This window comes from Solirubrobacter deserti, assembly GCF_027587175.1.
Classification (GTDB): Bacteria; Actinomycetota; Thermoleophilia; order Solirubrobacterales; family Solirubrobacteraceae; genus Solirubrobacter; species Solirubrobacter deserti.
Genome location: NZ_JAPCID010000003.1, coordinates 31,637 through 57,624 on the forward strand (window position 1 = coordinate 31,637; position 25,988 = coordinate 57,624).

Genomic DNA, 25,988 nt, shown 5'->3' on the forward strand with positions numbered 1-25,988 from the left:
CGGCTCGCGTCGCTGCAAGCACTCGCCCGGAGGGCTCGTGCTCGCGCTCGAGGAGGGCCGCTACGTGAGCGAGCGCCTCACCGTCAGCAAGGTCCTCGACGAGGCCCAGCGTCAGCTCGACGAGTTCGACCCGACGACCAGCGGCGCGTGGCCGCACGCCGCCGCCGCGCTGATCCGGCAGTCGCTGGAACGCACGCTCGACGTCTTCTGGAACGACAAGGCGCCGGGCATGCTGGAGACGAGCGCGCGCGACCGCTGGGTCTGCCTGCCCGCCTACCTGGGCGACAAACCCGAGGCGCGCGAGGCCGACTTCGCGTGGACCGCGCTCTCGAACGCCTGTCACCACCGCGCCTACGAGGTCGGGCTCACGCAGGACGAGCTGCGTGGCCACCTCGCCACCGCCCGTGACTTCCTCAAGACGGTCGCCCGTGCCCTCGCGTGAGCCGGTCGGCCTGGTGCTGGCGGGCGGCGGCGCCCGCGGCGCCTACGAGGCCGGCGTCCTCTCGGTCCTGCTGCCGGCGCTGCCCCACCACGAGCGCCCGGACATCGTCGTCGGCGCGAGCGTCGGCGCGATCAGCGGGTCCTACATCGCCGCCGACAGCGACCCGACGCTCGCCGATGGCCTGCAGCTGTGGGAGCGCCTGCGGTGGGGCGACGTGCTCGCCACGCCGTCGCTCAAGGACCTCGAGCGCATCCTCAGGGGCGCGATCAACTTCAGCGGCCTGCTGTCGCTGCACGTCCCCGCGCTGCTGGACACGACCCCGCTCGGCCCGACGCTCGAGCGCCTGATCCCTTTCGAGCGCATCGCCCGCACGCTCGCCGTCGTCGCCACGTCCGCCCGTACCGGCCGCAGCGTCGTCTTCCACCAGGGCGGCACACCGCAGGCCACCAGCGACGACAAGCGCGGCATCGACTACGTCGCGACCGCGATCACCGAGACCCACGTGCGCGCGTCGTCGGCCATCCCCGCGCTGTTCCCCGCCGTCCAGCTGCCCGACGGCGACTGGTACTTCGACGGCTCCACGCGCCTGAACGCGCCGATCAAGCCCGCGCTCGCGTTCGGCGCCAAGCGCATCATCGTCATCGGCCTGAACGCGATCTCGGGCACGCTCGGCGGCGCCCAGCGGCCCGACCTCGCCGCGGGCGCCGCGCTCGTCCTCGACGCGCTGCTGGCCGACCCGCTCACCGAGGACCTGCAGACGCTCACCACGATCAACCGGCTCGCGCCGGACCGCGCGATCCCGTACATCTTCGTCGCCCCGCCCGAGCGCGACACGATCGGCCAGATCGCGCGCGACGTGTTCCGCCGCCACTACGGCGGCATCCTCCACGCCGCCCGCAGCCCGCAGCTCGCGTTCCTCGGCCGGCTGATCGACGCGGACGCCGACCCGCTGCACGGCGAGCTGCTCAGCTACCTCTTCTTCGCCCCCGAGTTCGCCCGCGCGCTGATCGCGCGCGGCCAGGCCGACGCGCGCCGCTGGCTCGCGGAGCCGCACGACGACGGCCTATGGGACCTGGGCCCGCTTGGCCGTCACCGCTGAGATCGCGAGCGCGGCGAGCATGATCACGAACGGGTCGATTGCGGTCCGGTAGCGCGGCGTCTCCACCACGAGGAAGACGACGCCGAGGTACATCAGCACGGGCACGGTCCACAGCCACAGCGGGGCGTCCCGGGCGCGTCGCGTGAACGCGCCGATCACCGCCAACACCGCGAAGACCCAGAAGCAGATGATCCCCGCCGCGCCGGCGCGCTTGCCCGCGGAGATCGTGCCCGCGGTGTGGATCGCCCAGTCCCAGCCGGCCAGGTCGAGCATCCGGCGCGTCGTCCAGAACGCGACCTTCAACGGGGCACCGGGATGGTCCTTGATGTACTCGAGCGACGCCTCCCGCAGCCGCTTCTCCAGCACGGGCTCGGGCGTCACCCGCAGCTGGTTGAAGATCGGCCGGTAGTCGTCGACGCGCTTCAGGGTCCGCCACGAGGCCGGGTTCTCGCGGTCGTTCATCGCCTCGCTGTTGTACGTGCCGGCGAGCGCGGAGCCGAACTGGGTCCCGACCGGGACGAAGGCGTCGAAGACGACGTAGTTGCGGACCGCCCAGGGCGCGATCGTGAGCGTGGCGGCGAGCAGCATGATCAGCGCCGGTCTCGGCCCCTTCCACAAGGCCCACGCGAGTGGCGCCAGCAGCACGAGCGCGTTGGACCGGCCGAGGATCGCGAGCCCGATCAGCACGCCCGCCGGGATCACCCAGCCGCGCAACGCCGCCGCGATGGCGCCGAGCATGCACAGCGTGAACAGCGGCTCGCTCATCACGGACTGGCCGATGAGGATCTGCGGGATGTACACGGCGGCCAGCGCCATCGCGATCAGCGCGACGCGGTTGCCCCACACCTGGTGCGCGATCACGCCGATCAGCGCCACGATGCCGGTGCCGACGAGCGCGTTGGCCAACCGCGCCCACTCCAGCGACGGGCCGAAGACCCAGTACACGCCGGCGAGGAAGATCGGGTAGGTCGGCGGCCGGAACGCGGTCTCGCGGCCGTAGGAGAGCGCGAAGCCGTCGCCGTTCGCGAGCGAGATCGCGTGCCGGTTGTAGTCGAGCGCGTCGTGCACGAGCCGGTAGTCCGGCGTCGCGAGCACCCACGCGACGCGGATCGCCAACGCGGCGACGAGGATCGCGACGGCTATCCGTCTCGGGGTGAAAGCCATGCGGCGGGTCGGCGCAGCAGGGCCCAGCGGCGGTCCAGCCGGTAACGGGCGAGCACCCACAGCGTCTTGAAGGCGTAGCGGAGGCTGGTGACGAAGTCGACGCTCGACGCCTCGTGGAAGTAGCGCGTCGGGATCGGGATCTCGACCACGCGGGCCTTGCGGGCCAGCACCTGGGCGAAGATTTCCTGGTCGAAGACGAAGTCGTCCGAGTTGCGCAGGAACGGGATCGAGCGCAGGAAGTCGGCGCTGAACGCGCGATAGCCCGTGTGGTACTCGCTGAAGCGCACGCCGAAGACGGCGTTCTCGATTCCGGTCAGCAGCCGGTTGCCGACCCACTTCCAGCGCGGCATCCCGCCCGCCACCGCGCGGTCGACGAGCAGCCGCGAGCCGATCACGACGTCGGCGTCCCCGGCCAGGATCGGCTCGGCCATGTCCGCCACCAGCCCCGGGTCGTACTGGTTGTCGGCGTGCACCATCACGATCACGGCCGCGCCGGCGCGCAGCGCGTGCGTGTACCCCGTCTTCTGCGAGGCGCCGTAGCCGCGGTTGGCGGGGTGGCGGAGCACGTCGAGGCCGTGCAGCAGGGCGACGTCCGTGGTCTCGTCCGGCGACGCGTCGTCGATCAGCAGCGCGTGATCGGCGGCCTGCGGCGGCATCTCGGCGACGACGTCGGGGATCGTGCGCGTGGCCTTGTAGGCCGGCAGCACGACGTGGATCGGCGCACGGCCGTTGGAGTGCTGGAGCAGCGGCTGCTCGGCGAGGCGCACCGGCGTGCGGTGGGCGAGGATGACGCGCTCGTCGCCCAGCGACAGCGACAGCTTCACCGGCGGCAGGCGGTCCGCGAGCGCGCTCAACCGGTCGCCCTGCGGGAGCCGCTCGGCCAGCCCCCCGACCCAGCGCTTGGCCGCGAAGGTGCGCACGAAGGGGACGTCGTCGGAGATCACCAGGCCCGCCGCGCTGAGCAGCTCCCGCAGCGTGCGGCGCGGGAGCAGGACCGTGTGAGCGGGCAAGAAGCCCCACCAGCGCGCGCCGGCGAGGCGCGCCGTGGGCGAGGCCGGGTCGGGCGTCACGACGCACAGCACGCCGCCGGGCCGCAGCAGCGCGGCGCACTGGTCGATCGCGGCGACCGGGTCGTCCAGGTGCTCGATCACGTCCGCGAGCACGACCACGTCGAACGCGCCGGGCGCGTCGCCGTTGGTGCCCTCGGTGAACGCCTCCAGCGGGACCTCGCGCACGTCGAGCCCCAGCGAGCGCGCATGGGCGGCCGTCTCGCGGCTGAGCTCCAGCCCGACGGTGTCATAGCCCCGACGGCGAGCCTCATCGAGCAGCAGACCGTGACCGCAGCCGACGTCCAGCAGGCGCCCCGTCGGGCGGTGGGCGGCGATCAGGTCCAGCAGCCGGTTCGCGGTCGCGCGGCGGCCGTCCTCCTCCGCCAGGTACTCGTCGTCGCGCATGTCGCGGTAGAGGTCGTGCAGCGCGTCGCCCTGCGGCAGGACAGGCTGCTGGATCGTCCCGCACTCGCGGCATTCGAGCAGGTCGCCGTGCTCGCCGACGGCGTGCGCCGACGGCGAGAAGAGGGCCGCTGTGGGCGCGGCTCCGTTGCCGCGTATGCGCAGCTCGAGCTCGCCCGAGCAGATCCGGCACACCGCCATGCGATGCGGCACGCTACCAAGCGATGCCCGAATGGAGCCCCGAACGGACCGTCGACGAGGCGCTCGCCCGGCGGTTGATCAGCGCCCAGCACTTCACGCCCTCGTCGCTGACGTTGATCGGCGAGGGCTGGGACAACACCGTCTGGCTCGTCGACGGGCGCTACGCGTTCCGCTTCCCGCGGCGCGAGATGGCGATCCCCGGCGTCGTGCGTGAGCTGGACGTGCTGCCGCAGCTGCGCCTGCCGCTGCCCGTACCGACGCCGGTGTTCGTCGGCGAGCCCACCGACGAGTTCGCGTGGCCCTGGTTCGGCGCGGAGCTGATCGTCGGGCGCGAGCCGCTCGGGCTCAGCGAAGACGAGCGCAACGCAGTCGGCCGTCCGCTGGGCGAGTTCTTGCGCGCGCTGCACGACTCGACGGTGAGCTCGCCCCTGCCCGACGACCCGATGGGCCGGGCGGACATGGGCATCCGCGTGGCGCGCACGATCGAATCGGTCCAGGCGCTCGGCCGCAAGCCGCCGGGCTGGCTCTCGGACGCGCGCCGCCTGGAGCGCCCGCCCGCAACGGCCGTCTGCCACGGCGACCTGCACCTGCGCCACGTGCTCGTGCGCGACGGCGCGATGGCCGGCGTGATCGACTGGGGCGACGTCTGCGTCGGCGACCCGTCGATCGACCTGATCCTGCTGTGGTGCCTGCTCGGCCCGGACGGCCGCTCGGACTTCTTCCGCGCATACGGGCGCATCACCGAGGAGCAGCTGCTGCGAGCGCAGGTGCTCGCGCTCAACCTGTGCGCGGTCCTGGCGGTGTACGCCGCCGAGGAGGGCATGAGCGACCTCTGCGACGAGGCGCTGGCCGGCTACGAGAGGGCGTCGCGCGCGTTGTAGACGTCGTCGGTCGCGATCACGACCTTGTCGCCGTTCGCCGTGTAGGCGAGGTCCACGTTCACGTTGGCCTCGGCCAGCGCGATCATCACGTCCGCCAGCCCGCCCGTGCCGACCGGGACGACCAGCACGTCCCGTGTGTCCGCAACCTTGATCTTCGCGCGCCTGAGCGCGTCGGTGACCTTCGCGACGTCGCCGTTGTCGACGAGCGCGTGGACGAACCCGTGCTCGTCACCCGTGAACGCGGCCAGCCCGCGCAGGTGCACGCCCGCGGCCACCGCGACCTCGCTCACCCGGGCCAGGCCGCCCGGTTCGTCACGCAGGACCACGGTGAGGTCGGTCGCGTTCACCACCGACCATGTTCCCACCCCTGTCCAGGGTCGCGGCTCAGAAGATCCGAGCGAAGCGCCGCGCGAACAGCGCAGACGGCAACGACCCGTGCCCGACGCCGGTCGGCCCGCCGTAGGAGTGCTCGATGTCGAACTCGACCGTCGTCCACCCCTGCTGGCGCACGCGCACGACGACGTCGCGCGGCGCCGTCCCCGGCGCGACCGGATAGCGGCCGGTCCAGATGGTGCCGTCCGGGACGGTCATGTCGTCCGCACCAGCGTCGACGACCGCTCTTCGCGCACCGCGCGGTACGCGTACGGATGATGAAAGACGTCGAGCGCGCGCTCACCGGGGAGCACGAGGACCTCGAACGCGTCGTCGGTCTTCTCGTCGGCGACCGCCACGGTGACCAGGTTCGTCTCCGCGTCCCAGAACATGGTCACGAAGATGCCGTCGTGGGCGCGGTAGGCGAGCTCATGGATGTGGTTCATGACGGGATCCTCGGGACGCTGGACGGTTTCGTGAATAGTCCCTCGGAGTGATTTCTCTCCCCACCGGGCCAGCCCGCCTCTTTGGGGCGCCAGAACCCGCCCACGCCGGTAGGGCCAGCCGTACCCCAGCGATTGCTATCTGGCGACCCAACGTGGATGCTTCGCGGCGTGGTTGGGGATCCGCTTGACGTCGAACTTCGTAGGTTCGCGCTAGATCACGTCCTTGAACTCTCCCGTCGCTACGACGGGCTCGTCCACGTCGACGTGCTTCGAGAGGGGTTTCCAACACCGATCGGCCGCCTCTCGTACGGATCGTTCTACGCCGGGATCCACCGCCCGAAGGAGTTCGCCGGACGCGCCGCGTTGAGCTTGACGACAACGCCGCCCACTGACGAGGACGCTCCTTACGACGACGGGTACGACGAAGAAACGCAGACGTTCACGTATCACTATCGCCGTCCAAAGAGCGACACGGAACGAGCACGGATTGCCGCCGCGCGGGATAACGGTGCCATGCGCGCAGCCTTCGAGATCGCTGTGCCGCTCATCTACTTCAACGGGATCGTGCCGAGCCAGTACACGCCGATCGCACCGATCTACCTGACGCACGACGATCCGATCAAGGAGCGGGTGGAATTTCAGGTCGCGTGGCCGACAGCTGAAATCAAGCCCGACTTCGACTTTGACGAGCCTGCGCGGCGCTACGCCACTCGTCAGGCTCATTACCGGCTCCACCAGCAACGGTTCCGCGAGAACGTACTCCGCGCGTACTCGCGGCAGTGCGCTGTCTGCCGGCTCCGCGAGGTGCCGCTGCTGCAAGCCGCGCACATCATCGGCGACACCGAGTCGCGCGGCACGGCGACGGTGGCGAACGGCATTGCCCTGTGTGCGATTCACCACCTGGCCTACGACCGCAACCTCCTCGGCATCGCGCCCGACGGTGTGGTCCACATCGCGACTCGCCTGCTGCACGAGATCGACGGACCGATGTTGAAAGTCGGGCTTCAGGGCTTCCACGGTTCGCCCATCCAGATTCCTCGCCGACCTCGGGACCGGCCGGACCCGGAGCTGCTCGAGATCCGCTTCGGCCGCTTCCGGGACGCCGCGTAGGCCCGGATAACCTGCTGCAGCCAGATGGACTCTTTCCGCGACCTGGGCTTCGCGCGTGTGGACACGGACCGCGAAGCGCGCCAAGGCGCGCCCGAGGCGATCGTGGCCGAGGGCAAGACGCCGGAGGAGATCCGGGCGATCGCCGCCGCGCTGATCGAGGCCGACGCCGGCAGCGTGCTGGTGACGCGCGCCGACGCCGCCGCGCGGGCGGCGCTGCGGGAGGTCGCGCCGGAAGCGCACGAGGACGATCGCGCGCGGCTCGCGTGGGTGGCGCGGCACGTGCCCGCGGCGAAAGGGCTCGTGGCGATCGTGTCCGGCGGGACGTCCGACGAGCCGGTCGTCCGTGAGGCGCAGGTGCGGGCGGAGCTGCTCGGGACCAACGTGATCGTGCACCGGGACGCGGGGGTGGCCGGGCTGCACCGGCTGGAGCCCGCCTTGCCGGATCTCAAGCGCGCGGACTGCGTCGTGGTCGTGGCCGGGTGGGACGCGGCGCTCGCGTCCGTCGTCGGCGGGATCGTCGCCGCACCGGTGATCGCCGTGCCGACGAGCACGGGGTACGGCGCGACGTTCGGCGGCGTGAGCGCGCTGCTGGCGATGATCACGAGCTGCGCTGCGGGCGTGGCCGTGGTGAACATCGACGACGGGTTCGGCGCGGGCACGATCGCGGCCCGGATCGCGAGGCAGTCGGCGAAGTGATCGCGTACCTGGACTGCATCGGCGGCGCGGCCGGGGACATGCTGCTCGGCGCGCTGCTCGACGCGGGCGCGGAGGTCGACCTCTCCGCGTTCGAGCTGCAGGTCGAGCGGGGGACGGCGGAGCGGCACGGGATCACGGCGGTCACGACGACCGTGACCGGCGCGGCCGAGCAGCCGCACCGTGACTGGGGCACGATCCGCGACCTGATCTCGGCGGCGAGCCTGCCCGAGCGGGTCGAGGCGCGCGCGCAGGAGGCGTTCAAGCGGCTCGCGATCGCGGAAGGCCGCATCCACGGCATCGAGCCCGAGCGCGTGCACTTCCACGAGGTCGGCGCGATCGACGCGATCGGCGAGATCGTCGGCGTCGCGCTCGCGCTGGAGTCACTGAACGTCGACCGCGTGATCTGCTCGCCGCTGCCGCTGGGCCGCGGGTTCGTGAAGGCCGCCCACGGCAACCTCCCGCTGCCCGCGCCCGCCACGCTGGAGCTGCTCAAGGGCGCGCCGGTCCACGGCGTCGAGCTGGAGCTCGAGCTCGTCACGCCGACGGGCGCCGCGCTCGTCGCCGCGCTCGCCGAGTCCTACGGGCCGCTGCCGCGCATGACGGTCCAGGGCACCGGCTACGGCGCCGGGACGCGCGAGCTCGAGCCGTTCCCGAACGTCGTCCGCGTGATCCTCGGGACCGAGGCCACGACGGGCACGGTCAGCCTGATCGAGGCCAACCTCGACGACCTGCTGCCCGAGCTGGCCCCGGACGCCGCCGCCGCGTGCTTCGCCGCCGGCGCGCTCGACGTCTGGACCACCCCCGTGACCATGAAGCACGGCCGCCCCGGCTTCGTGCTGTCCGCGCTCGCGCGCCCTGACGACCAGCGCGCCGTGATCGACGCGGTGCTGCGCGAGACGAGCACGCTGGGCGTCCGTGTCGCGCACCTGGACCGCGTCGAGCTCGAACGCGATCACCTCACCGTCGAGGTCGCGGGCGAGCCCGTGCGCGTGAAGATCGGCCGGCTCGACGGCAAGATCGTCAACCTCGCCCCCGAGCACGCCGACTGCGAACGGGCGGCGAGGATCACCGGGGACGCCGTCAAGACGGTGTGGGCGCGCGCGCTGGCGGCGGCGCATGAGGTCGCCGCATGAGCGGCGAGATCGCCGCGCGGCTGGCGGCGCTCGAGGCGCGCGTCGCCGCGCTCGGCCACGCGGTCGTCGCCTTCTCCGGCGGCGTCGATTCGAGCGTCGTCGCGGCGATCGCCCACCGCGCGCTCGGCGACCGCGCTCGCGCCGTCACCGCGGTCTCGCCTTCCGTCGCGACCGGCGAGCTCGAAGGGGCGCAGCGCGTCGCACGGCACATCGGCATCGCCCACGAGATCGTGCCCACCAACGAGCTCGCGCGGCCCGGCTACCGCGCCAACGGCCGCGACCGCTGCTACTTCTGCAAGACCGAGCTCTACGACACGCTCGCCGCGCGCTACCCGGGCGTCGCGCTTCTCAGCGGCGCGAACCAGGACGACCAGGGCGACTGGCGCCCCGGCCTGAAGGCCGCCGCCGAGCACGACGTGCGGCATCCGCTCGTCGATGTCACCAAGGACGAGGTCCGCGCGCTCGCACGCCTCCTCCAGCTGCCGAGCGCGGAGAAGCCCGCGAGCCCGTGCCTGGCCTCACGCATCCCGTACGGCACGGGCGTCGACCCCGAGACGCTCGCGCAGATCGACCGCGCCGAGCAGGCCGTCAAGGCACTCGGCTTCCCCGTAATCCGCGTGCGCCACCACGGCATCCTCGGCCGCCTCGAAGTCGCGATCGAGGACCTGGATCGCGCCCTCGCCGCCGAGCGGGGCATCACCGACGCGATCAAGCGCGCCGGCTACCAGCACGCCACGATCGACCTCAAGCCGTTCCGCAGCGGCCGGCTCAACGTGGAGCCAGCGCGTCCCGCAACATCGCGGTGAGCGCGGCCCCGAAGCGCTCGCGCTCCGCCGGCGACGTCGGGTCGCCGCCGAACAGCCGCGCGCGGAAGCCGGCGTCCGAGAAGTAGGTGGAGACGGCGCCGTAGACGATCTGCATCAGCTCGCCCGGGTCGTGCTCGCGCAGCCGTCCGGCGGCCATCTCGCGCTCCAGGAACGCGATCGCGCGCTCCAGGAACGGGCGCATGTGCTCGGCCATCGCGTCCTCCAGCCGCCCGCCGCCCTCGATCGCCTCGCGGCGCCAGATCACGACGAAGTCGGCGTGCGTGGCGAAGAACTCCATGCCCGCGCGCACGAGCGCGGCGACCCGGTCGAACCCGACCGGCGCCACCGCCACCACCTCGGACGTCATCAGCGCCCAGTCCTCCATGGCCTGTTCGATGACCGCGGCGTAGAGCCGCTCCTTGGACTTGAAGTGGTAGAGCAGCGTGGGGTGCGTCAACCCGGCCCGCTCGGCGATGTCCTGCAGGCGGGCGGACTGGCCGTGCAGCGCGAACTCGCTGCGCGCGGCTTCCAGGATTCGGGCCCGGGAGGGCATCTACTGACACGTTAGTAGAGACGACTGGTACGGTGCTCGCTCTGCCTGACGACGTCCTCATCCAGCAGCGGCTGGCCGGCCAGACCGTTCTGCTCACCGGAGCCTCCGGGTTCCTCGGCAAGGCCGTGCTCGGCCAGCTCCTGCGCGAGCTGCCGGACACGCGGGTGATCCTGCTCCTGCGCGGTGACGCCCAGCAGCGGCTGGAGAACGAGATCCTGACCAGCGGGCCGTGCGAGGGCCTCGACGGCAGCCGCGTGCAGACCGTCAGCGGCGACCTCGGCCGCGAGGGCCTCGAGCTCCCCGCCGGCATCGACGTTGTCATCCACTGCGCCGCGTCCGTGTCCTTCGAGCAGCCGCTCGACGAGGCGCTCGAGCTCAACGCCAAGGGCCCGTCCCGCCTGCTGGAAGCCGTCCGCGCCGCCGGCAGCGACCCGTACTTCATCCACGTGTCCACGGCCTACGCCGCCGGCATGCGCACCGGGCTCGTGCTCGAGAAGCCGTCCGGCACCGCGCCGACCGAGCCGTGGCTGGACCTGAACGCCGAGCTGGACGCCGCCCAGGCCTGGCGCAAGGACATCGAGGCCGAGTCGCGCCTGCCGCAGCACCAGCACCGCTTCGTCGCGGAGGCCACGCGCGCGATCGGCCCCGCGGGCGGCCCGGCCGTCGGCACCCGCGCGGAGATCCTGCGCTACGAGTGGGTGCGCGAGCAGCTCACCGAGCGCGGCCGCGAACGCGCCCGTGCGCTCGGCTGGAGCGACACCTACGGGCTCTCGAAGGCCCTCGGCGAGCGCACGATCATCACGAAGAACCCGAAGCACCTCACGATCGTGCGCCCGGCGATCGTCGAGTCCGCGCTGCACACGCCCTACGCGGGCTGGATGGAGTCGCTGAAGGTCGCCGACCCGATCATGCTCGGCTACGGCGCGGGCATCATCCCCGGCCGCTTCGGCGCCAACCGCAGCATCCGGATCGACATCATCCCCGTCGACTTCGTGGCCAACGCGTGCCTGGTGGCCGCCGCGCACCCGCCGGACGAAGTGCGCGTGTTCAACGTCAGCACCGGGATGCGCAACCCGTTCACGATCCACGATCTGGCGGAGATGACCACGCGGTACTTCCGCGAGCGCCCGCTGCCGGACGAGGACGGCCTGCCGGTCAGCGTGCCCGAGTGGCGCTTCACCTCGGCCGGCAACATCCTGACGAAGATCGAGCGCGCCAACAGCGTGCTCGCCAAGGGCCGTGAGCTCGTCGACAAGCTGCCGATCCCGCGCAGCAACGACGTCGAGCTCCGGCTCCACAAGAACCAGCGCAAGCTGGACCGGCTCAAGCGCCTGAACGAGATCTACCGCCCGTACGGCGAGCTGGACTGCGTCTTCGACGACCGCAACGCCCGCGCGCTGCTCGACAACCTGCACCCGGACGACCGCGAGCGCTTCGGGTTCGACGTCGACGAGATCGACTGGGACCACTACATCGGCGAGGTCCACCTGCCGGCGCTGCGCAAGATCGCGGTGCCGCCCGCGCCTGGCCCGAAGAAGACGCGCTCGGCCGGCCGCCGTCCCGCGCCCGAGGGCCCGCCCGCGCTCGCGCTGTTCGACGTCGAGGGCGTCGTGCTCGACTCGACCGTCGCGCACTTCTACGCGTGGCTCAGAACTCGCGACATGCCCGAGCTGGACAAGCTCGTGTGGACCGCCGGCGCCGCGACGAAGGTCCCGAGCTGGATCATCGAGGACCGCCGCAGCCGCACCGCGTTCAACCGCAACTTCTACAAGCTCTACAAGGACCTCCCGGCGCGCGAGCTCAAGCGCCAGGCCGAGGAGGCGCTGCCGGACTTCATCCAGCCGCGGATCCAGAACGAGGCCGTGCGCCGCATCCGCGAGCACAAGCGCCGCGGCGACCGCGTGATCCTGATCACCAGCGCGCTCGACTTCCTCGTCGAGCCGCTCCAGCACCTCGCGGACGAGGTCCACGCGGCCAAGCTCATCGAGCGCGTTGGGCGCTTCACGGGCGAGCTGGCCGAGCCGCCGCTCACCGCCGACGGCCGCGCCTCGCTCGCCGCCCGCCTGGCCGCCGACCACGACGTGGACCTCAAGGACTGCCACGCCTACGGCGACAGCCTCGCGGACCTCCCGCTGCTCGAGCTCGTCGGCCACCCGCACGCGATCAACCCGGACTTCCGGCTCTCGCGCGAGGCCCGCCGCCGCCGCTGGCCGATCGAGACGTGGGGCACGGAGCGCGCCGCCGTATGAAGGCGCTGACCTACACGCCGAGCCTCGCCAAGTACGTCGCCCAGAAGGCCGGGCTGCCCGGCGCCGGCGCGCTCGCGCTGACGGAGGTCCGCCCGCCGCGCATGCCGGGGCCGGACTGGCTGCCCGTCCGCCCGCGGCTGACCGGCATCTGCGGTTCCGACCTCGCCCTCATCTCCGGCAAGGCGAGCCTGCACCTGGCGACGCTCACGTCCACCCCGTTCGTCCCCGGCCACGAGATCGTGGGCGAGATCGGTGCGGGGCCACGGCGCGGCGAGCGGGTCGTGGTGCAACCCGCGCTGGGCTGCGCCGTCCGCGGCGTGACGCCGCCGTGCACCGAGTGCGCGCAGGGCCTGCCCGCGCTGTGCCGCAACGTGATCGACGGCAACCTGTCCGCCGGCCTGCAGACCGGCTTCTGCCGCGAGACGGGCGGCGGCTGGAGCGAAGGGCTGGTCGCGCACGCCTCGCAGTTGCACACCGTGCCGGACGACCTCTCCGACGAGGACGCCGTGCTGGTGGAGCCGCTCGCGTGCGCGCTGCACGCCGCGCGCCAGGCCGACGTCCAGCCCGGCGAGAACGTCGCGATCATCGGCGCGGGGACGATCGGGCTGCTCACGCTGGCCGCCGTGCGCGAGGCCGCGCCGAGCGCGACGATCATCGCCGTCGCCAAGCACGCGGGCCAACAGACCGCCGCGCGCCGCTTCGGCGCCGACGACGTCCTCACCCCCGACCGGCTCTACATCGACGGCGCGCGCATCACGCATTCGCGCAGATTGGTCGGTCATCAGAGCCGCGAGCTGTTGCTCGGCGGCTTCGACCGTGTACTTGATTGCGTGGGGTCGGGGACGAGCATCGAGCAGGCGATCACGATCACGCGTCCGCGCGGGCGCGTCGTGCTCGTCGGGATGCCGGGTGAGCTCAAGACCGACCTCGCCGCGGCCTGGCTGCGTGAGCTCGAGCTGCGCGGCGCCTACGGCTACGAGCACGACTTCCCGGCCGCCCTGCGCTTCGCTCGTACCCTGAAGCCCGGCCGCCTGATCGACCGTGGCTGGCCGCTGCGCGCCTTCGAGAAGGCGCTCGAACAAGCCCCGAAATCCGCACGCGCCGGGCGCGTGAAGACCGTCTTCGAGATCGCCGCATGAGCATCGCTCCGACCCGCATGATCGAGCGCACCAAGCGCCGCCAGCCCGCCGTCGAGCGCGAGGCGTGCGTCGTGGAAGTGCACGAGCACTCGCCGCCGACGCTGTTCCACTCCGGCGAGCAGTTCCGGCTCGAGCGGCTGCCGGTGGGCAGCCGGATCGTCTATCCGCCGCCGCCGCTGAAGGGCCTGATCGACGTCGACGCCGCGATCTGCGCCGCGCTGGATTCGCCGCTCGGCATGGATCCGCTGGACTCCCTGCTGCGGCCGGGGATGAAGCTGACGATCGCGTTCGACGACATCTCGCTGCCGCTCCCGCCGATGAAGCTGCCCGACATCCGCGGGCGCGTGATCGAGCATGTGCTCGAGCGGGCGTACCGGGCCGGCGTCGAGGACATCCACCTGATCGCGGCGCTGGCGCTGCACCGGCGCATGACGCCGGCCGAGCTCAAGCGGGCCGTGGGCGCGCGGGTGTTCGACGAGTTCTATCCCGACCGGCTCTACAACCACGACGCCGAGGACCCGACCGAGATCGTCGATCTCGGCCAGACCCGGCACGGTGAAGCCGTCGAGCTGTCCAAGCGGGCCGCCGAGTCGGACCTGCTGGTCTACGTGAACATCAACATCGTGTCGATGGACGGCGGCCACAAGTCCGTCGCGGTCGGCCTCGGGACCTACAACAGCGTCAAGGCCCATCACAACGTCCACACGATGCGGCATTCGAAGTCCTTCATGGACCCGAACAAGTCCGAGCTGCACAACAGCGCCAACCGGCAGGGCGACATCGTCGAGGCCGCCGTCCCGATCTTCCACATCGAGACGACGCTCAACAACGACATGTTCGACGGGCCGCTGAGCTTCCTCGCCAAGCCCGAGGCCCGCTGGACGGCGCGGGAGCAGACGACGTTCGCCGCGCTCAAGCGCACGACGGACCGGATGCACCCGAAGCTGCGCCGCGCGGCCTTCCACAAGTCGACGGCGCCCTACTCCATCACCGGGGTGCAGGCCGGCGCGGTCGGGCCCGTGCACGAGGTCACGCTCGACCACGTCGCCGCCCAGCAGGCCGTCTACGTCAAGGGCCAGGCCGACATCGTCACCGCCGGCCTCCCGTACGTCGGCCCGTACAACGTGGACTCGATCCTGAATCCGATCCTCGTCATGTGCATGGGGCTCGGGTACTTCTTCAACCTCTACCAGGGCGTCCCGCTCGTGCGGGAGGGCGGCGTGATGATCTTCACGCACCCGGTCACGCGCGAGTTCCACCCGGTCCACCATCCCTCCTACGTCGACTTCTACGAGGAGGTGCTGGCGACCACCACCGACCCGGTGGAGATCGAGGCGCGCTTCGAGAAGTCCTACGCCGAGGACGAGTGGTACCGCCACCTGTACCGGACGAGCTACGCCTACCACGGCGTGCACCCGTTCTACATGTGGTACTGGGGCGCGCACGGCCTGCAGCACCTGGGCGACGTGATCTTCGTCGGCGGCAACGCCGAGGCCTGCCGCCGGCTCGGCTTCCGCCGCGCCGACACGATGCGCGACGCGCTCGAAATGGCCGAGCAGGTCGTGGGCCGCGATCCGTCGCTGACCCACTTCCACTGCCCGCCGCTGTTCTACGCCCAGGTAGAGGCGTGAGGTTCGCGCAGGGCGGGCGCCGGTTGGAGAAGCTCGCCGGCTCGAACAAGAGCGCGCGGGGCCCGTCCGCGCCCACGAAGTGGCGCACGCTGTCCGCGGGGCGGGACCCGTGGTCCGAGCGCGGCGTCGAGGACCAGGCGTGGCTGCGCGAGCCGCGCCCCGCGATGCTGCGCGAGATCGCGCAGCAGACGCTGCTGTTCCCGGCCACACGTGTCGTCGCGATGCCGACGATCGTCGGCGCCGAGGACCTCGTCCACGCGCCGCAGCCCGCGATCCTCGCGCCCAATCACGAGTCCGACATCGACACGCCGCTCGTCCTGCTCGCACTCCCGCACGCCTGGCGCAGCCGCACCGTCGTGGGCGCCGCGAGCGATCGCTTCTACCGCAAGCGCGGCTTCGCGCTCGCGGCCGGCTTCTGGATCAACACGTTCCCGTTCGACCGCGGCGGCGGGCAGCGCCGTGGCCTGGCGGCGGCGGCCGCGCACCTGCGCGACGGCCGCAACGTCATGCTGTTCCCGCAGGGCACCCGCGGCGCCGGCCCGGAGGGCTACCGCGCGGGCGTCGCCGAGCTCGCGCTCACCGCCGGCGTGCCGATCATCCCGATCCACATCGAGGGCTCGGCGCTCGTCATGCCCAAGGGCCGCGGGCTCAACCGGCGCGGCAAGACCACGGTCACCTTCTCGCGCCCGTTGCAGCCGCGGCCGGGCGAGACGCCGGACCAGCTCACCGCGCGTCTACAGACCGCGATCGAGCGCTAACGGGCCCGGAGCCCGTCCAGCGCGATGCCCAGCACCCGCTGGCGCTGCGCGTCGTCGGCGTAGGTGGAGCCGATCATGCCGGAGATCATGCGCAGCACGTCGTCGAGCTCGACATCCGGGCGCAGCGCCCCGGCCTGCTGGGCGCGCTCGAAGATCGGCAACGCGGAGGCCAGCATCGCGCTCTTGCAGGCCCGGAAGATCTCCGAGTCCTTGTTGAGCGCCTGCAGCAGCGCAAGCTTGGTCGGCACGTAGCGCGCGAAGCTGTCCACCCACGTGGTGAACGCCTCCCACGGCTCGAGCTCGGCGACCGCCTGCGCCCCCAGGCAGAGCTCCTGCACCTCCCCGGCGTACACCGCCTCGAGCAGGTCCTGGCGGGTCGGGAAGTTGCGGTAGAGCGTGCCGATGCCGACGTTCGCCCGGCGGGCGATGTCCTCCAGCGAAGCGTCCGTCCCGTGCGCGGCGAACGCCTCACGTGCGGCGGCCAGCACCGCGTCGAAGTTCCGGCGCGCGTCCGCGCGATGCGGGCGGCGGGCGGCGATGTCGAGGATCGGACGTGTCGGAGTGGACATTTCGCTTGAAGTGGAGGATAGCCTCCAGTAGAGTGGAGGCAAGCCTCCAGATAAACGGAGTTCCCCCTCCAGTCTCAGAAGGACCGGCCTGTGACCCCTCTCTCCCCGAATGCACCACGACGCATCAGCACGCCGTCCGCGCGCGTGCGCGCCGACGAAGCCGTGATCAACCAGTGGCTGCGCGATCAGACCACGCCGGCGCGCCGCGTCAGCGCTTCGCCCGCGCGGCGCCCGGCGCGACGGCTGGGCGCCGCGCGCGCCGGCCTGACGCGTCCGTAGGAACCCGCCGTGGCCGGGCGCTCCGCGGAGCGCCCGGCCACACGCGTCACGGTGTCGTGGTCGACAGCGTGAACGTCAGCGTCTTGCTGTAGCGGCCGGTCCGGAGCGGGTCGCGCTCGCCGATCGCCTGCTGGAACTCCACCGGCACGTCCTCTCCGCTGACTGGCGCGTCCAGCGCACGCAGCGTGACCGGCGCCGTCAGCGGCGCGAACGCCGCCGTCCCGCTGCGCACGTGCAGCGGCTGCGCGAGCACGTGCGTGCCGTTGACGAGCTTGCCGGTGTTCGCCGTGTTCGTGTCGGCGACGGTGAGCGTCGCGGCTTCGGCCGTGCTGGTCACCTTCGCGAGCAGCGAAGCGGTGTACTCGCGCTGCACGCCGGGCAGGAACTCGCCCAGCGGGGACGGCGCGCCGAGCGTGACGGCGAGCGCCGGCGCCACGGAGCCCACGATGTCGTGCTCGGTGTCGGTCTTGACCACCTGCGTGATCGTGAACGACTTCGAGCCCACGGCCGAGACGTTGCCCGTGGCGTCCGTGGCGCGGTACTCGACGGTGTGCGCACCGACGGCGGAGACCGTCACCGGCGCGGTGTACGGCGTCCACCCGCCGCCGTCGAGGCGGTACTCGAGCGCGACGGCGCCCGGTGACTCGTCCTCGCCGGTCAGCGTCACCGTGACCGGGCCCGCGGAGGGACCGTCGACGGTCGCCGCGACCGTGGGCGGCGTGCTGTCCACCGGCCCGCTCTTGAGCCGGACGTTGCGGTACCAGATGAGCTCGCCGGCGCCGTGGTTCTGGACGCCGATGAAGCCCTGCGTGAGGTCGCGGATCGGCTCCGTGCTCGTGAAGTCATTGACGAGCACGCCGTTGAGCAGGACCTTGATGTTCTGGCCCTGGACGCGGATCTCGTACGCGTTCCACTGGCCCCACGGCTTCAGCGCACCCGCCACGGCCGCGCGGTCCGCACCCTTGAAGGTGTAGATCGAGCCGGTCAGCCGGTCGGGCACGTCGGACTCGTCGATCTGGATCTCGTAGCCCTGGTTGATCGCGATGGTGCGGTCGTTGCCGGGGTTCGGGAAGCCGACGAAGATGCCGGAGTTGTCGTCCTTGACGAGCTTCCAGTCGAGCTTGAGCGTGTAGCTGCCGAACTCCTGCGCGGTGAACCAGTTCAGGCCGGAGCCGCCGACGCCGCGCATCGAGCAGTCCTCCTGGCGCCCGAACGAGCCCGGGCCGGCCATGCGCCACTTGTCCAGCGACGCGAGCGTGCCGTCGAACAGCGCGACGTAGCCCGGCTCGAGCGTGGCGGGCGCGCAGTGGTCGACGCCGCCGCCGACCTTGAGCGCGTCGAGGTTCACGCGGCCGTCGTCGCCGGCGTCGCGCTTGATCGTGATCAGGTTGACGCCCTTGACGAGCGGGAGATTGCGCGTGAGGTTCAGCCACGTCTTCCAGTCCGGGCCGCCCGGGAACGTGAGCGTCTCGACCTTGACGTTGTTGACGTACAGCGACGCCTTCTTGTTGACCGGGACGCCGGGCGAAGGCCCGTTGGCGTAGCGCACGTGCACGGGGTGCGTGCCGGCCTCGTCGACTTCGACCTCGAAGCGGACGCCGGCGCCGTCGGAGGCGAAGTTGTCCGCGAAGCCCGAGCCCGAGTAGCCCGAGTGCTCGGTGTCGATCTGCATCGCGCCGAGCAGCGCGGACTCCTCGGCCTCGTAGAAGCCGCGCTCGGCGAGCGTCTCGTAGCCCGGCAGCGAGTTGAGCGTGTACCACGCCTCGGTGTTCCACAGCTCCTGGCCGTTGGCCGCCGCGAACGGGCGCGGGGAGCGGATGTGCACGACGTGGTCCGGGCGCAGGCCCGCGATCTTCAGCGTGACCGTCTTGCGGTCCTCGGACGCGACCGCGTCCGTGACGATCAGCTTCTCTTCGTCGAGCTTGGGCCCGCCGTACGCGGCGGTCGGCCCGTAGCGCCAGTGCATGACGGTGTACGCGGTCTTGAGCTTGGCGACCGTGGCGTCGGAGAGCGGCTGCGTATAGCTGATCCTGAAGCCGCCCTCGACGACCTCCAGCTTCTCCATGTCGAACACGTTGGTGCCGTTCGGCGTGAGCTTCTGCAGGCCGTGCTTGAGCTTGCCCGGCTCGGCCCAGTTGCCGGTGGACCCGATGCCCCCGATGTAGAGCGCGCCGTCGGGGCCGGTGATGACGCGGTTCACGCCCGCCTCGAGGCCCGCGGAGTGGCGGAACACGGCGCCCTGGTACTCACCGTCGACCTTCTCCAGAAACGCGCGCTGCAGGCCGCCGTAGGTGACGTCGCCGAAGACCAGCTGGCCCTTGAACGGACCGTCGGACAGCATGATCGGCGTGCTCGGCGAGTTCGCGATCTCGTTCTGCGGCAGCCACAGCACCGGCTTGGTGACGGGCTTGTGGTCGAACGGGCCGGCGGGCGTCGTGAAGTGGTTGAAGAAGCGGTCCGGCTTGATGTGGACGAGCTTGGAGGCCGGCAGCCAGCCACCCTGGTTGTCCATCACGAACAGCTGGTCCTCGGGGCCGCGGACCGTGCCGTTCGGCGTGCGCAGGCCGCCCGCGACGAGCGTCACCTCGTACGTCTTGCGATCGATCTTCAGGTGCGTGCCCGGGTTGGCGCCGGGCTGCGGGCTCGTGGTCGCGCCGCCCTGGTTGATGGCGACCGAGCGGTTGACGTAGAAGAAGTCCTCGTCGTAGAGCAGCCCGAAGTTGAACTCGTGGAAGTTGCCGCCGTTGGGCAGCGTGACGAGCGACTTGTGCTCCATCAGCCCGTCCCCGTTGGTGTCGGCGGAGAGCTCGGTGAGGCGGTGCTTCTCGGTCACGTAGAGCTTGTCGCCGATGGCCGCGATGCCCATCGGCACGTCAAGGCCGGTGGCGACCTTCGTGTATGTGACCTTGTCCGGACCCGTCTCGCCGGTGACGCCGGAGACGATGAAGACCTCACCGGGCTGGACGGTCGGGTCGGCGCCCGGGCGAGGCGTGCCGGAGGTGAGCAGCGCCAGCTTGCCGTCGGGCCGGAAGTCCATGGCGGCCACGCGCGGCTCGAAGCCCTCCGGCCGCAGGTTGGTGAGCGTGTAGTTCGGGTTCACCGACTCCAGCCGCAGGCCGTCGCCGGGCGTGTCGGCCGCGCCCTCGCAGTACTTGTTGCCCGGCGCGACGACGCGCACGACGTCGCTGTCGGTGCTCAGCACCGCGGTGGGGACGACCTCGAACGCGGACTGGCCGGGCCGCCGCCATTCGAGCTTGAGGATGTTGTCGTTGCCCCGGTCGAAGTAGTCGATGTCGAGCTTGTGCGTTCCCGCCGTGAGCGTGACCGCGCCCTCCTTGGGCGGGTCGGCGCCGTGCGTGAGATCGTGGTCGATGACGACGCTGCCGTTGATCTTCAGGCGCGAGCCGTCGTCGCTGGTGAGCCGGAACGTGTGCTCACCGGCGGTCTCGATCCGCAGGTTGGCGTACACGTGCGACTGGAAGTTGTTGCTGGCGCCGAACTGGTCGGTCGTCGACCAGTTGATCGCCGGCATGACCTTGTCGACGTTCGGCGTCGTCCCCGCCTTGATCGTGCACAGCTCGTTCGGCGTCGTCCCGAGCTGGTAGGTGCGCAGCGTGACGCCCGGCTCCTGCGGCGCTTGCGCGTTCGCGCTGGCCGCGAGCGCTCCGGCGAGCGCGAGCGCGGCCGCGCCCGCGATCCTCCTCAACAACCGACTCTCCTCCTCGCTTATGTGTGAGAAGGATGAGAAATTACGGACGCTTCGGTCCGGATGCAACCAACTTTCGTCCAACCGACGGTCAGAAGCTCGAGAGTGGGACGATCGCCGGGATGGTCCCCGATCCCAGCACCGCCGAGTGGGCGCTGATCGTCGGGATCGTGCTCGCGCGGTTGCTGGTGCCGCTGCTGATCCCGCGCTGCGAGCTGGTGATCGTGGTCGCGCTCGTGCTCGACGCGGTCGACAACTCGCTGCTGGCCGTGTTCACCGACGTCGACCTGGGCCCGGATGGGCCGTACCAGAGCGTCGACAAGGCGCTCGACGTCTACTACCTCGCGATCGCCTACGCCGCGATGCTGCGCAACTGGACCAGTCACGCCGCCTTCCGGATCGGCCAGTTCCTGTTCTACTACCGGCTGGTCGGCGTGCTCGCGTTCGAGCTGCTCGACTCGCGCGCGATGCTGCTCGTGTTCCCGAACACGTTCGAGTACTTCTTCATCGCCTACGCGCTGGTCGCGCTGCGCTGGGAGCCGGCGAGCTGGTCACCGCGCTTCTGGCTGTGGACGGCCATCGTGCTGTGGGTGTGCGTGAAGCTCCCGCAGGAGTACTGGATTCACATCGCCCAGCGCGACTTCACGGACACCGTGGCCGACTATCCGTGGTTCGGCGTCGTGTGCGCCCTCGGCCTGCTCGTGCTCGCCGCGCTGCTGCAGCTCGTCGCCCGCCCCCGCCTGCCCGCCCCCGAGCACGGCTGGCGCCTCGCGGCCGCGCCGCTGCCGGACCGGCCGTCGCACCCCGGCGGCTGGAGCGAGGCCGCCGAGAAGACGGCGCTGCTCGGGCTGATCTCGATCCTGTTCGCGGAGATCCTGCCGGATGTGGAGACGTCGGCGCTCGAGGTGGGCGTCGGTGTCGCGCTGATCGTCGGCGCCAACACCGCGATCAGCCTGCGCCTGCGCACGCTCGAACTCGGTGCGCTGCTCGTGACGAACCTCGCGCTGATCTACGTGCTGAGCCGGTTCTTCACCGCCGCCGAGAACTTCCCGCTCGGCACGGCGCTGTTCTTCGCATTCCTGATCTCGCTGCTGCTCGCGCTCTACGACCGCTACAAGCCGGTGCACGACGCGCGCTTCGCGCGCAACGTAAGCTCCAGTCCATGATCGAGCGCGCCCCCTTCGGCGCGACCGGACACGAGTCCAGCCGCGTGATCTTCGGTGCCGCGGCGCTCGGCGACGTCTCCAAGGCGGAAGCCGATCGCACGCTGGAGCTGCTCCTCGAGCACGGCATCAACCACATCGACGTTGCCGCCTCCTACGGCGACGCGGAGCTGCGGATCGCGACGTGGCTCAAGGAGCACCGCTTCTTCGTCGCGACCAAGACCGGGCAGCGCACGTACGCCAAGGCGCGCGAGGAGATCCGGCGCTCGCTCGACCGGCTCGGCGTCGATCACGTGGACTCGATCCAGCTCCACAACCTCGTGGACGTGATCGAGTGGGACATCGCGCTCAGCCCCGGCGGCGCCTTGGAGGCGTGCCTGGAGGCGCGCGAGGAGGGCCTGGTCAGCCACATCGGCGTCACCGGCCACGGGCTGTCGGTGCCGAAGATGCACCAGCGCAGCCTCGCCCGCTTCGACTTCGACAGCGTCCTGTGCCCGTACAACCACGTGCAGATGCAGGACCCGCGCTACGCGTCCACGTTCGACCAGCTGGCGGTGCTGTGCGCCGAGCAGGACGTCGCGCTGCAGACGATCAAGTGCCTTGCCCGCGCGCCGTGGGAAGGCCGCACGCACACCGCGGCGACGTGGTACGAGCCGCTGACCGATCAGGCCGACATCGACGCTGCCGTCCACTGGGTGCTCGGCAACCCGCAGGTGTTCCTGCTCACGACCGGCGACGTCGACGTCCTGCCGAAGCTGCTGGACGCGGCCTCCCGCTACGTCGCGCGGCCCAGCGACGACGAGATGGCCGCGCTGGACCTCACGCCCCTGTTCACATAGCCGCGGCGCGCTCGCGCATCCACCCCGCGAGCGCGGTGGCGGTCATCGGGCGCCCGAGGAAGAAGCCCTGCGCCTCGTCGCAGTGCAGCCCGGCGAGCGTGTCCCACGCCTCCGACGTCTCGACGCCCTCCGCGACCACCTTCATCCCCAGCCGCCGGCCGAGGTCCACCGTGGTGTGGACGATCGCGGCGTCACGCGCGTCGTCGGCAAGGCGCATCACGAACGAGCGGTCGATCTTGATCTCGTCGACGCCCAGGTGCTTGAGATGGCCGAGCGAGACGTGGCCGGAGCCGAAGTCGTCCAGCGCGGTGGCGACGCCGATCGCGCGCAGCTCGCGCAGCACCTCCAGCGAGCGCTCCGGGTCGGCCATCACGGCGTCCTCGCTGACTTCGAGGCGCAGGCACGAGGCCGGGAAGTCCCGCCGCTGGAGTGTGCGCGCGACTTCGGAGGGCAGGCCGAGGTCGAGCAGGTCGGCCGGCGAGAGGTTGACGGCGACGCTCAGGTCGAAGCCGTCGCGGCGGCGCTCGCCGATCTCCACCAGCGCGCGGTCGAGCACGAACGCCGTCAGCGACCGTCCGAGCCCGCTGTGGTCGGCCAATGGGAGGAACTCGCTCGGCATCAACAGCCCGCGTCGCGGATGCACCCAGCGCACGAGCGCCTCGACGCCGCGCACCTCGCCCGTCGCCAGCTCGGCCTTCGGCTGGTAGTGCAGGATCAGCTCGCCGCCGGCCAGCCCGTCGCGCAGCTCGCCGAGCAGTTCGAGCCGGCGCCGTGAGTGCGTGTCGCGCGCGGGCAGGTAGACCTCGTGGCCGGTGCGCGTGCGCTTGGCCTCGTACATCGCGACGTCGGCGCGCTGAAGCAGGCCGATCGGGTCGCGCGCGTGCTCGGGGAAGAGCGCGATGCCGATCGAGGCGTCGATGTGCACGCGGATCCCGCCGACCGCGAACGAGCGCTCCAGCGAAGAGCGCAGCCGCAGCCCGGCGGCGCTCGCCGACGCTTCGTCGCCCGGGTCGAGGATCACCGCGAACTCGTCGCCGCCGAGCCGCGCCAGCGTGTTCCCCGGCTGCAGCGCCTCCTCCAGGCGCGGCCCGATCTGACGCAGCACCTCGTCCCCCGCGTGGTGGCCGAGCGTGTCGTTGAGCTCCTTGAAGCCGTCGAGGTCGATCAGCAACAGCGCCACCTCGTGGTGTGCGTCCTCGATCGCCGTCCCCAGCGCGTTCAGCAGATGGCGCCGGTTGCCGAGCCCGGTCAGGTCGTCGGTGACGGCCTGGCGTTGCGAGTGCTTCAGGCGATCCGTCAGCGTGAGCCCGGCCCGCGCCATCCCCGTCAGCATCGTGACGGTCGCCAGCGTGGCCGCGTCAGGCGGCAGCGACACGAACTGCCCGACGACGAGCAGGACCATCGCCGCGGCCGCGTAGGCCAACAGCGCCGCGAGCACGACCGGGTTGAACTCGGGCGAGGGCGTCGCGGGCGGCTCGCGCAGCCACACGGCCGCCGTCAGCGGCAGCACCGCCAGCCACGGCAGCTCGCCGAGCGCGATCAACCCGACCAGCGCGGCCGCGAGCGCCCCGCTCACCCGCCAGCGCGCGAGCCCCAGCGCCGCCGCGACGCCGCTGGCGCCCAGCGTCGCGCCGAGCTCCGCGCCGGTCGTGGCCGACAGCGCGCCGACGGCGCACCCGCCCATCACAAAGTCCAGCCAACTCAGCGCCAGCGGCCTCCCAAGTCGTTGCAGCACCATCGCCGCCGCGCCCGCGAAACCCAGCGCGCCGGCCACGGTGTGGAAGACCGAGCTCGCCCCGAACGCATCCGCCGCCGCGCACGCCAGCGCCGCCGCGAACAGGGCGGCGACGAGCCACGAGCGGCGTCCCGCGACGGCCGAGGCCAGGCACGCGAGGCCCCCGCAGACGAGCACCCCACCAGCCGCCTCCACGAACATCAGTGCAGATACAACCGCACTGCGCCCGCAAAGGCCAACGAACCGGTTTCAGGGCCGCAGCATCTCGAACAGTGAGTCGACGACGGTGTAGTCGCCGCGATAGCCGCAGCGGGCGATCGGCCGGATCCGCGTGAGGTCCACGCGGCCGTCGACGATCACCGACTCGTCGACGTGCACGCCGACGACCTGGCCGAAGGTCACGATGTTCGGGCCGTCCGCGACCTCCACCACCTGGGACACGCGGCACTCGAGCGCGACCGGCGCGGCGGCCACGCGCGGCGGTGCGACCAGGCGCGACGGCGCCGTCTCCAGCCCGGCGAACTCGAACTCGCTGTCCCCGCGCGCGAGTTCCTTCGAGCTGAGGTTCATCGGCTCGCGCAGCTCCCACGTGGCCATGTTCCACACGAACTCGCCGCCCTCGCGCGCGAAGGTCGCCGAGTCCTTCGGCCCGCTGCTGGAGAACATGACGGTCGGCGGGGTGTCGCAGACGGCGTTGAAGTACGAGTACGGCGCGAGGTTCACGGCGCCGGACGCACCGAGCGTCGACACCCACCCGATCGGGCGCGGCGCGATGAACGCCTTGAACGGATCATGCGGCAGCAGCTCGCGGTCGCGCCTATCGGGTTCATAGAAGACCATGGCGAGACATACTGGTTGATGTGGGAGCCATGACGGACCGGCGCCGTTCCTGGCGCACGGAGGTCGCACTCGAGTGCCTGCTGCATCGCCGTACGGGCAAGACGATCGAGGCGACGACACTTGACATCGGGCCGGGCGGGATGCGCGTCAAGGCGAACCGGCCCATGGCCGTGGACGAGACCTTCGACTTCGAGCTGCCCGACCGGGCGCGGATCAACGGCCGCGCCCGTGTGGTGAACGAGCGCGGCTATCGGGTCTACGGGTTGCGGTTCGAGAACCTGGGCGAGGAGGCCCGGTCGGAGATCGCCGCCGTGGCGGCTAGCCCGCCCGCTCCAGCACGATGATCGGGATCTCCCGGTCCGTCTTCTCTTGATAGTCGTCGTACGCAGGCCACTCCTTGATCATCGTCGACCACATCTGCGCCTTCTCCTCGGGCGTGGCCACGCGCGCCTTCGCCGGGAAGCGGTCGCCCCAGACCTGGACCTCCGCACTCGGGTCGGCCTGCAGGTTCAGGTACCAGGCCGGCGGGCGGTCCTGGCCGCCGTTGGACGCGACGATCAGATAGGCGTCCTCCCACGGGGCGTAGATCAGCGGCAGCTCGCGCGGCTCGCCCGACTTGCGGCCCTTGGTGGTGAGCAGCAGCGTCTGGGTGCCCTGCCAGTCGTGCCCGACCTCGCCGTCGGTCTCCTTGTACTTCCGGGTGTGTTCTTCACCGAAGAGCATGCG

General features: G+C 71.4%; 26 protein-coding genes. 15 read left to right on the forward strand and 11 right to left on the reverse strand.

The annotated features are described in order from the left end of the window. Nucleotides 1-37 precede the first annotated feature (37 nt). On the forward strand, nt 38-442 hold the full coding sequence (locus OJ962_RS02410) for a hypothetical protein (RefSeq protein ID WP_202955513.1): 405 nt from the start codon (nt 38-40) through the stop codon (nt 440-442). After that, complete coding sequence (locus OJ962_RS02415) at nt 429-1,541, forward strand: patatin-like phospholipase family protein (RefSeq protein ID WP_202955512.1); 1,113 nt, start codon at nt 429-431, stop codon at nt 1,539-1,541. Before OJ962_RS02410 ends, OJ962_RS02415 begins: the two co-directional genes overlap by 14 nt. Here the strand turns inward: OJ962_RS02415 and OJ962_RS02420 are convergent. Then, entirely contained in the window at nt 1,506-2,657 is a 1,152-nt protein-coding gene (locus tag OJ962_RS02420) for an ArnT family glycosyltransferase (RefSeq protein WP_270006158.1), read from the reverse strand. The genes OJ962_RS02415 and OJ962_RS02420 overlap by 36 nt on opposite strands. Nucleotides 2,658-2,680: 23 nt before the next feature. Continuing rightward, nucleotides 2,681-4,357 carry a methyltransferase domain-containing protein gene (locus OJ962_RS02425; RefSeq protein ID WP_270006159.1) on the reverse strand — a complete coding sequence of 559 codons (1,677 nt, stop codon included), beginning with the start codon at nt 4,355-4,357 and terminating at the stop codon, nt 2,681-2,683. 23 nt (nt 4,358-4,380) lie between these two features. On the opposite strand from OJ962_RS02425, the gene OJ962_RS02430 reads away from it, so the two are divergent. Next, on the forward strand, nt 4,381-5,238 hold the full coding sequence (locus OJ962_RS02430; RefSeq protein WP_202955509.1) for a phosphotransferase: 858 nt from the start codon (nt 4,381-4,383) through the stop codon (nt 5,236-5,238). On the opposite strand, the gene OJ962_RS02435 is transcribed toward OJ962_RS02430, so the two are convergent. The 3 genes from OJ962_RS02435 to OJ962_RS02445 are packed head-to-tail and all read right to left on the reverse strand — an operon-like array spanning nt 5,211 to nt 6,056. Beyond that, complete coding sequence (locus tag OJ962_RS02435) at nt 5,211-5,585, reverse strand: hypothetical protein (protein WP_270006160.1); 375 nt, start codon at nt 5,583-5,585, stop codon at nt 5,211-5,213. The two genes, OJ962_RS02430 and OJ962_RS02435, sit on opposite strands and share 28 nt — an antisense overlap. 37 nt (nt 5,586-5,622) lie before the next feature. Beyond that, on the reverse strand, nt 5,623-5,829 hold the full coding sequence (locus OJ962_RS02440; protein WP_202955507.1) for a hypothetical protein: 207 nt from the start codon (nt 5,827-5,829) through the stop codon (nt 5,623-5,625). Then, a complete protein-coding gene (locus OJ962_RS02445; protein WP_202955506.1) occupies nt 5,826-6,056 on the reverse strand; it encodes a hypothetical protein in 231 nt (76 codons plus the stop codon). The genes OJ962_RS02440 and OJ962_RS02445 overlap by 4 nt, the downstream gene beginning before the upstream one ends. Nucleotides 6,057-6,212: 156 nt before the next feature. Here OJ962_RS02445 and OJ962_RS02450 point away from each other — a divergent pair, with 156 nt between their 5' ends. Genes OJ962_RS02450 through larE form a run of 4 tightly spaced genes read left to right on the forward strand, consistent with a single transcriptional unit; the run spans nt 6,213 to nt 9,801 of the window. Next, complete coding sequence (locus tag OJ962_RS02450; RefSeq protein ID WP_202955505.1) at nt 6,213-7,166, forward strand: HNH endonuclease; 954 nt, start codon at nt 6,213-6,215, stop codon at nt 7,164-7,166. A 24-nt stretch (nt 7,167-7,190) separates the two neighbouring features. Next, nucleotides 7,191-7,862 (forward strand): nickel pincer cofactor biosynthesis protein LarB, encoded by a 672-nt coding sequence (larB, locus tag OJ962_RS02455; protein ID WP_202955504.1) that lies wholly within the window; start codon nt 7,191-7,193, stop codon nt 7,860-7,862. Then, the gene (gene larC / locus OJ962_RS02460) at nt 7,859-8,995 is read left to right on the forward strand and encodes a nickel pincer cofactor biosynthesis protein LarC (RefSeq protein ID WP_202955503.1); all 1,137 of its coding nucleotides are present in this window, start codon (nt 7,859-7,861) and stop codon (nt 8,993-8,995) included. Before larB ends, larC begins: the two co-directional genes overlap by 4 nt. After that, on the forward strand, nt 8,992-9,801 hold the full coding sequence (gene larE / locus OJ962_RS02465) for an ATP-dependent sacrificial sulfur transferase LarE (protein WP_202955502.1): 810 nt from the start codon (nt 8,992-8,994) through the stop codon (nt 9,799-9,801). The genes larC and larE overlap by 4 nt, the downstream gene beginning before the upstream one ends. Here larE and OJ962_RS02470 read toward each other — a convergent pair. Further along, entirely contained in the window at nt 9,764-10,354 is a 591-nt protein-coding gene (locus tag OJ962_RS02470; protein ID WP_202955501.1) for a TetR/AcrR family transcriptional regulator, read from the reverse strand. The genes larE and OJ962_RS02470 overlap by 38 nt on opposite strands. A gap of 32 nt (nt 10,355-10,386) precedes the next feature. On the opposite strand from OJ962_RS02470, the gene OJ962_RS02475 reads away from it, so the two are divergent. The 4 genes from OJ962_RS02475 to OJ962_RS02490 are packed head-to-tail and all read left to right on the forward strand — an operon-like array spanning nt 10,387 to nt 16,131. Further along, nucleotides 10,387-12,603: an HAD-IB family hydrolase gene (locus OJ962_RS02475; protein WP_202955500.1), complete on the forward strand. Its 2,217-nt coding sequence runs from the start codon at nt 10,387-10,389 to the stop codon at nt 12,601-12,603. Further along, complete coding sequence (locus OJ962_RS02480) at nt 12,600-13,742, forward strand: zinc-dependent alcohol dehydrogenase (protein WP_202955499.1); 1,143 nt, start codon at nt 12,600-12,602, stop codon at nt 13,740-13,742. The genes OJ962_RS02475 and OJ962_RS02480 overlap by 4 nt, the downstream gene beginning before the upstream one ends. Nucleotides 13,743-13,759: 17 nt before the next feature. Beyond that, entirely contained in the window at nt 13,760-15,373 is a 1,614-nt protein-coding gene (locus OJ962_RS02485; RefSeq protein WP_407697483.1) for a lactate racemase domain-containing protein, read from the forward strand. After that, the gene (locus OJ962_RS02490; RefSeq protein WP_202955497.1) at nt 15,370-16,131 is read left to right on the forward strand and encodes a lysophospholipid acyltransferase family protein; all 762 of its coding nucleotides are present in this window, start codon (nt 15,370-15,372) and stop codon (nt 16,129-16,131) included. The genes OJ962_RS02485 and OJ962_RS02490 overlap by 4 nt, the downstream gene beginning before the upstream one ends. Here OJ962_RS02490 and OJ962_RS02495 read toward each other — a convergent pair. Continuing rightward, nucleotides 16,128-16,700, reverse strand: a complete 573-nt coding sequence (locus OJ962_RS02495) for a TetR/AcrR family transcriptional regulator (RefSeq protein ID WP_202955496.1) — start codon at nt 16,698-16,700, stop codon at nt 16,128-16,130. The two genes, OJ962_RS02490 and OJ962_RS02495, sit on opposite strands and share 4 nt — an antisense overlap. Nucleotides 16,701-16,790: 90 nt before the next feature. On the opposite strand from OJ962_RS02495, the gene OJ962_RS02500 reads away from it, so the two are divergent. After that, on the forward strand, nt 16,791-16,979 hold the full coding sequence (locus OJ962_RS02500; RefSeq protein WP_202955495.1) for a hypothetical protein: 189 nt from the start codon (nt 16,791-16,793) through the stop codon (nt 16,977-16,979). 46 nt (nt 16,980-17,025) lie between these two features. Here OJ962_RS02500 and OJ962_RS02505 read toward each other — a convergent pair whose 3' ends face one another. Continuing rightward, complete coding sequence (locus tag OJ962_RS02505) at nt 17,026-20,685, reverse strand: family 16 glycoside hydrolase (protein WP_202955494.1); 3,660 nt, start codon at nt 20,683-20,685, stop codon at nt 17,026-17,028. Nucleotides 20,686-20,807: 122 nt separating this feature from the next. On the opposite strand from OJ962_RS02505, the gene OJ962_RS02510 reads away from it, so the two are divergent. Together OJ962_RS02510 and OJ962_RS02515 are read left to right on the forward strand one after the other, a co-directional pair. Then, nucleotides 20,808-21,851 (forward strand): hypothetical protein, encoded by a 1,044-nt coding sequence (locus OJ962_RS02510; protein WP_202955493.1) that lies wholly within the window; start codon nt 20,808-20,810, stop codon nt 21,849-21,851. Then, a complete protein-coding gene (locus OJ962_RS02515) occupies nt 21,848-22,687 on the forward strand; it encodes an aldo/keto reductase (RefSeq protein ID WP_202955492.1) in 840 nt (279 codons plus the stop codon). The genes OJ962_RS02510 and OJ962_RS02515 overlap by 4 nt, the downstream gene beginning before the upstream one ends. On the opposite strand, the gene OJ962_RS02520 is transcribed toward OJ962_RS02515, so the two are convergent. Together OJ962_RS02520 and OJ962_RS02525 are read right to left on the reverse strand one after the other, a co-directional pair. Beyond that, a complete protein-coding gene (locus tag OJ962_RS02520) occupies nt 22,680-24,623 on the reverse strand; it encodes a putative bifunctional diguanylate cyclase/phosphodiesterase (protein WP_270006161.1) in 1,944 nt (647 codons plus the stop codon). The two genes, OJ962_RS02515 and OJ962_RS02520, sit on opposite strands and share 8 nt — an antisense overlap. 48 nt (nt 24,624-24,671) lie before the next feature. Then, complete coding sequence (locus OJ962_RS02525) at nt 24,672-25,262, reverse strand: flavin reductase family protein (RefSeq protein ID WP_202955490.1); 591 nt, start codon at nt 25,260-25,262, stop codon at nt 24,672-24,674. A 29-nt stretch (nt 25,263-25,291) separates the two neighbouring features. Here OJ962_RS02525 and OJ962_RS02530 point away from each other — a divergent pair, with 29 nt between their 5' ends. Next, entirely contained in the window at nt 25,292-25,606 is a 315-nt protein-coding gene (locus OJ962_RS02530; protein ID WP_238931909.1) for a PilZ domain-containing protein, read from the forward strand. On the opposite strand, the gene OJ962_RS02535 is transcribed toward OJ962_RS02530, so the two are convergent. Beyond that, nucleotides 25,581-25,985, reverse strand: coding sequence for a nitroreductase family deazaflavin-dependent oxidoreductase (locus tag OJ962_RS02535; protein WP_202955488.1), 405 nt, complete (start codon nt 25,983-25,985; stop codon nt 25,581-25,583). The genes OJ962_RS02530 and OJ962_RS02535 overlap by 26 nt on opposite strands. Nucleotides 25,986-25,988 lie beyond the last annotated feature (3 nt).

Excerpts from the sequence above, each read along its gene's own strand:
- OJ962_RS02470 (WP_202955501.1), bottom strand. The coding sequence starts at position 10,354 with ATGCCCTCCCGGGCCCGAATCCTGGAAGCCGCGCGCAGCGAGTTCGCG.
- OJ962_RS02525 (WP_202955490.1), bottom strand. The coding sequence starts at position 25,262 with ATGGTCTTCTATGAACCCGATAGGCGCGACCGCGAGCTGCTGCCGCAT.
- OJ962_RS02480 (WP_202955499.1), top strand. The coding sequence starts at position 12,600 with ATGAAGGCGCTGACCTACACGCCGAGCCTCGCCAAGTACGTCGCCCAG.
- OJ962_RS02425 (WP_270006159.1), bottom strand. The coding sequence starts at position 4,357 with ATGGCGGTGTGCCGGATCTGCTCGGGCGAGCTCGAGCTGCGCATACGC.
- OJ962_RS02520 (WP_270006161.1), bottom strand. The coding sequence starts at position 24,623 with ATGTTCGTGGAGGCGGCTGGTGGGGTGCTCGTCTGCGGGGGCCTCGCG.
- OJ962_RS02535 (WP_202955488.1), bottom strand. The coding sequence starts at position 25,985 with ATGCTCTTCGGTGAAGAACACACCCGGAAGTACAAGGAGACCGACGGC.
- OJ962_RS02445 (WP_202955506.1), bottom strand. The coding sequence starts at position 6,056 with ATGAACCACATCCATGAGCTCGCCTACCGCGCCCACGACGGCATCTTC.
- OJ962_RS02495 (WP_202955496.1), bottom strand. The coding sequence starts at position 16,700 with ATGTCCACTCCGACACGTCCGATCCTCGACATCGCCGCCCGCCGCCCG.
- OJ962_RS02440 (WP_202955507.1), bottom strand. The coding sequence starts at position 5,829 with ATGACCGTCCCGGACGGCACCATCTGGACCGGCCGCTATCCGGTCGCG.
- OJ962_RS02510 (WP_202955493.1), top strand. The coding sequence starts at position 20,808 with ATGGTCCCCGATCCCAGCACCGCCGAGTGGGCGCTGATCGTCGGGATC.
- OJ962_RS02530 (WP_238931909.1), top strand. The coding sequence starts at position 25,292 with ATGACGGACCGGCGCCGTTCCTGGCGCACGGAGGTCGCACTCGAGTGC.
- OJ962_RS02430 (WP_202955509.1), top strand. The coding sequence starts at position 4,381 with ATGCCCGAATGGAGCCCCGAACGGACCGTCGACGAGGCGCTCGCCCGG.
- larE (WP_202955502.1), top strand. The coding sequence starts at position 8,992 with ATGAGCGGCGAGATCGCCGCGCGGCTGGCGGCGCTCGAGGCGCGCGTC.
- larB (WP_202955504.1), top strand. The coding sequence starts at position 7,191 with ATGGACTCTTTCCGCGACCTGGGCTTCGCGCGTGTGGACACGGACCGC.
- OJ962_RS02450 (WP_202955505.1), top strand. The coding sequence starts at position 6,213 with ATGCTTCGCGGCGTGGTTGGGGATCCGCTTGACGTCGAACTTCGTAGG.
- OJ962_RS02515 (WP_202955492.1), top strand. The coding sequence starts at position 21,848 with ATGATCGAGCGCGCCCCCTTCGGCGCGACCGGACACGAGTCCAGCCGC.
- OJ962_RS02485 (WP_407697483.1), top strand. The coding sequence starts at position 13,760 with ATGATCGAGCGCACCAAGCGCCGCCAGCCCGCCGTCGAGCGCGAGGCG.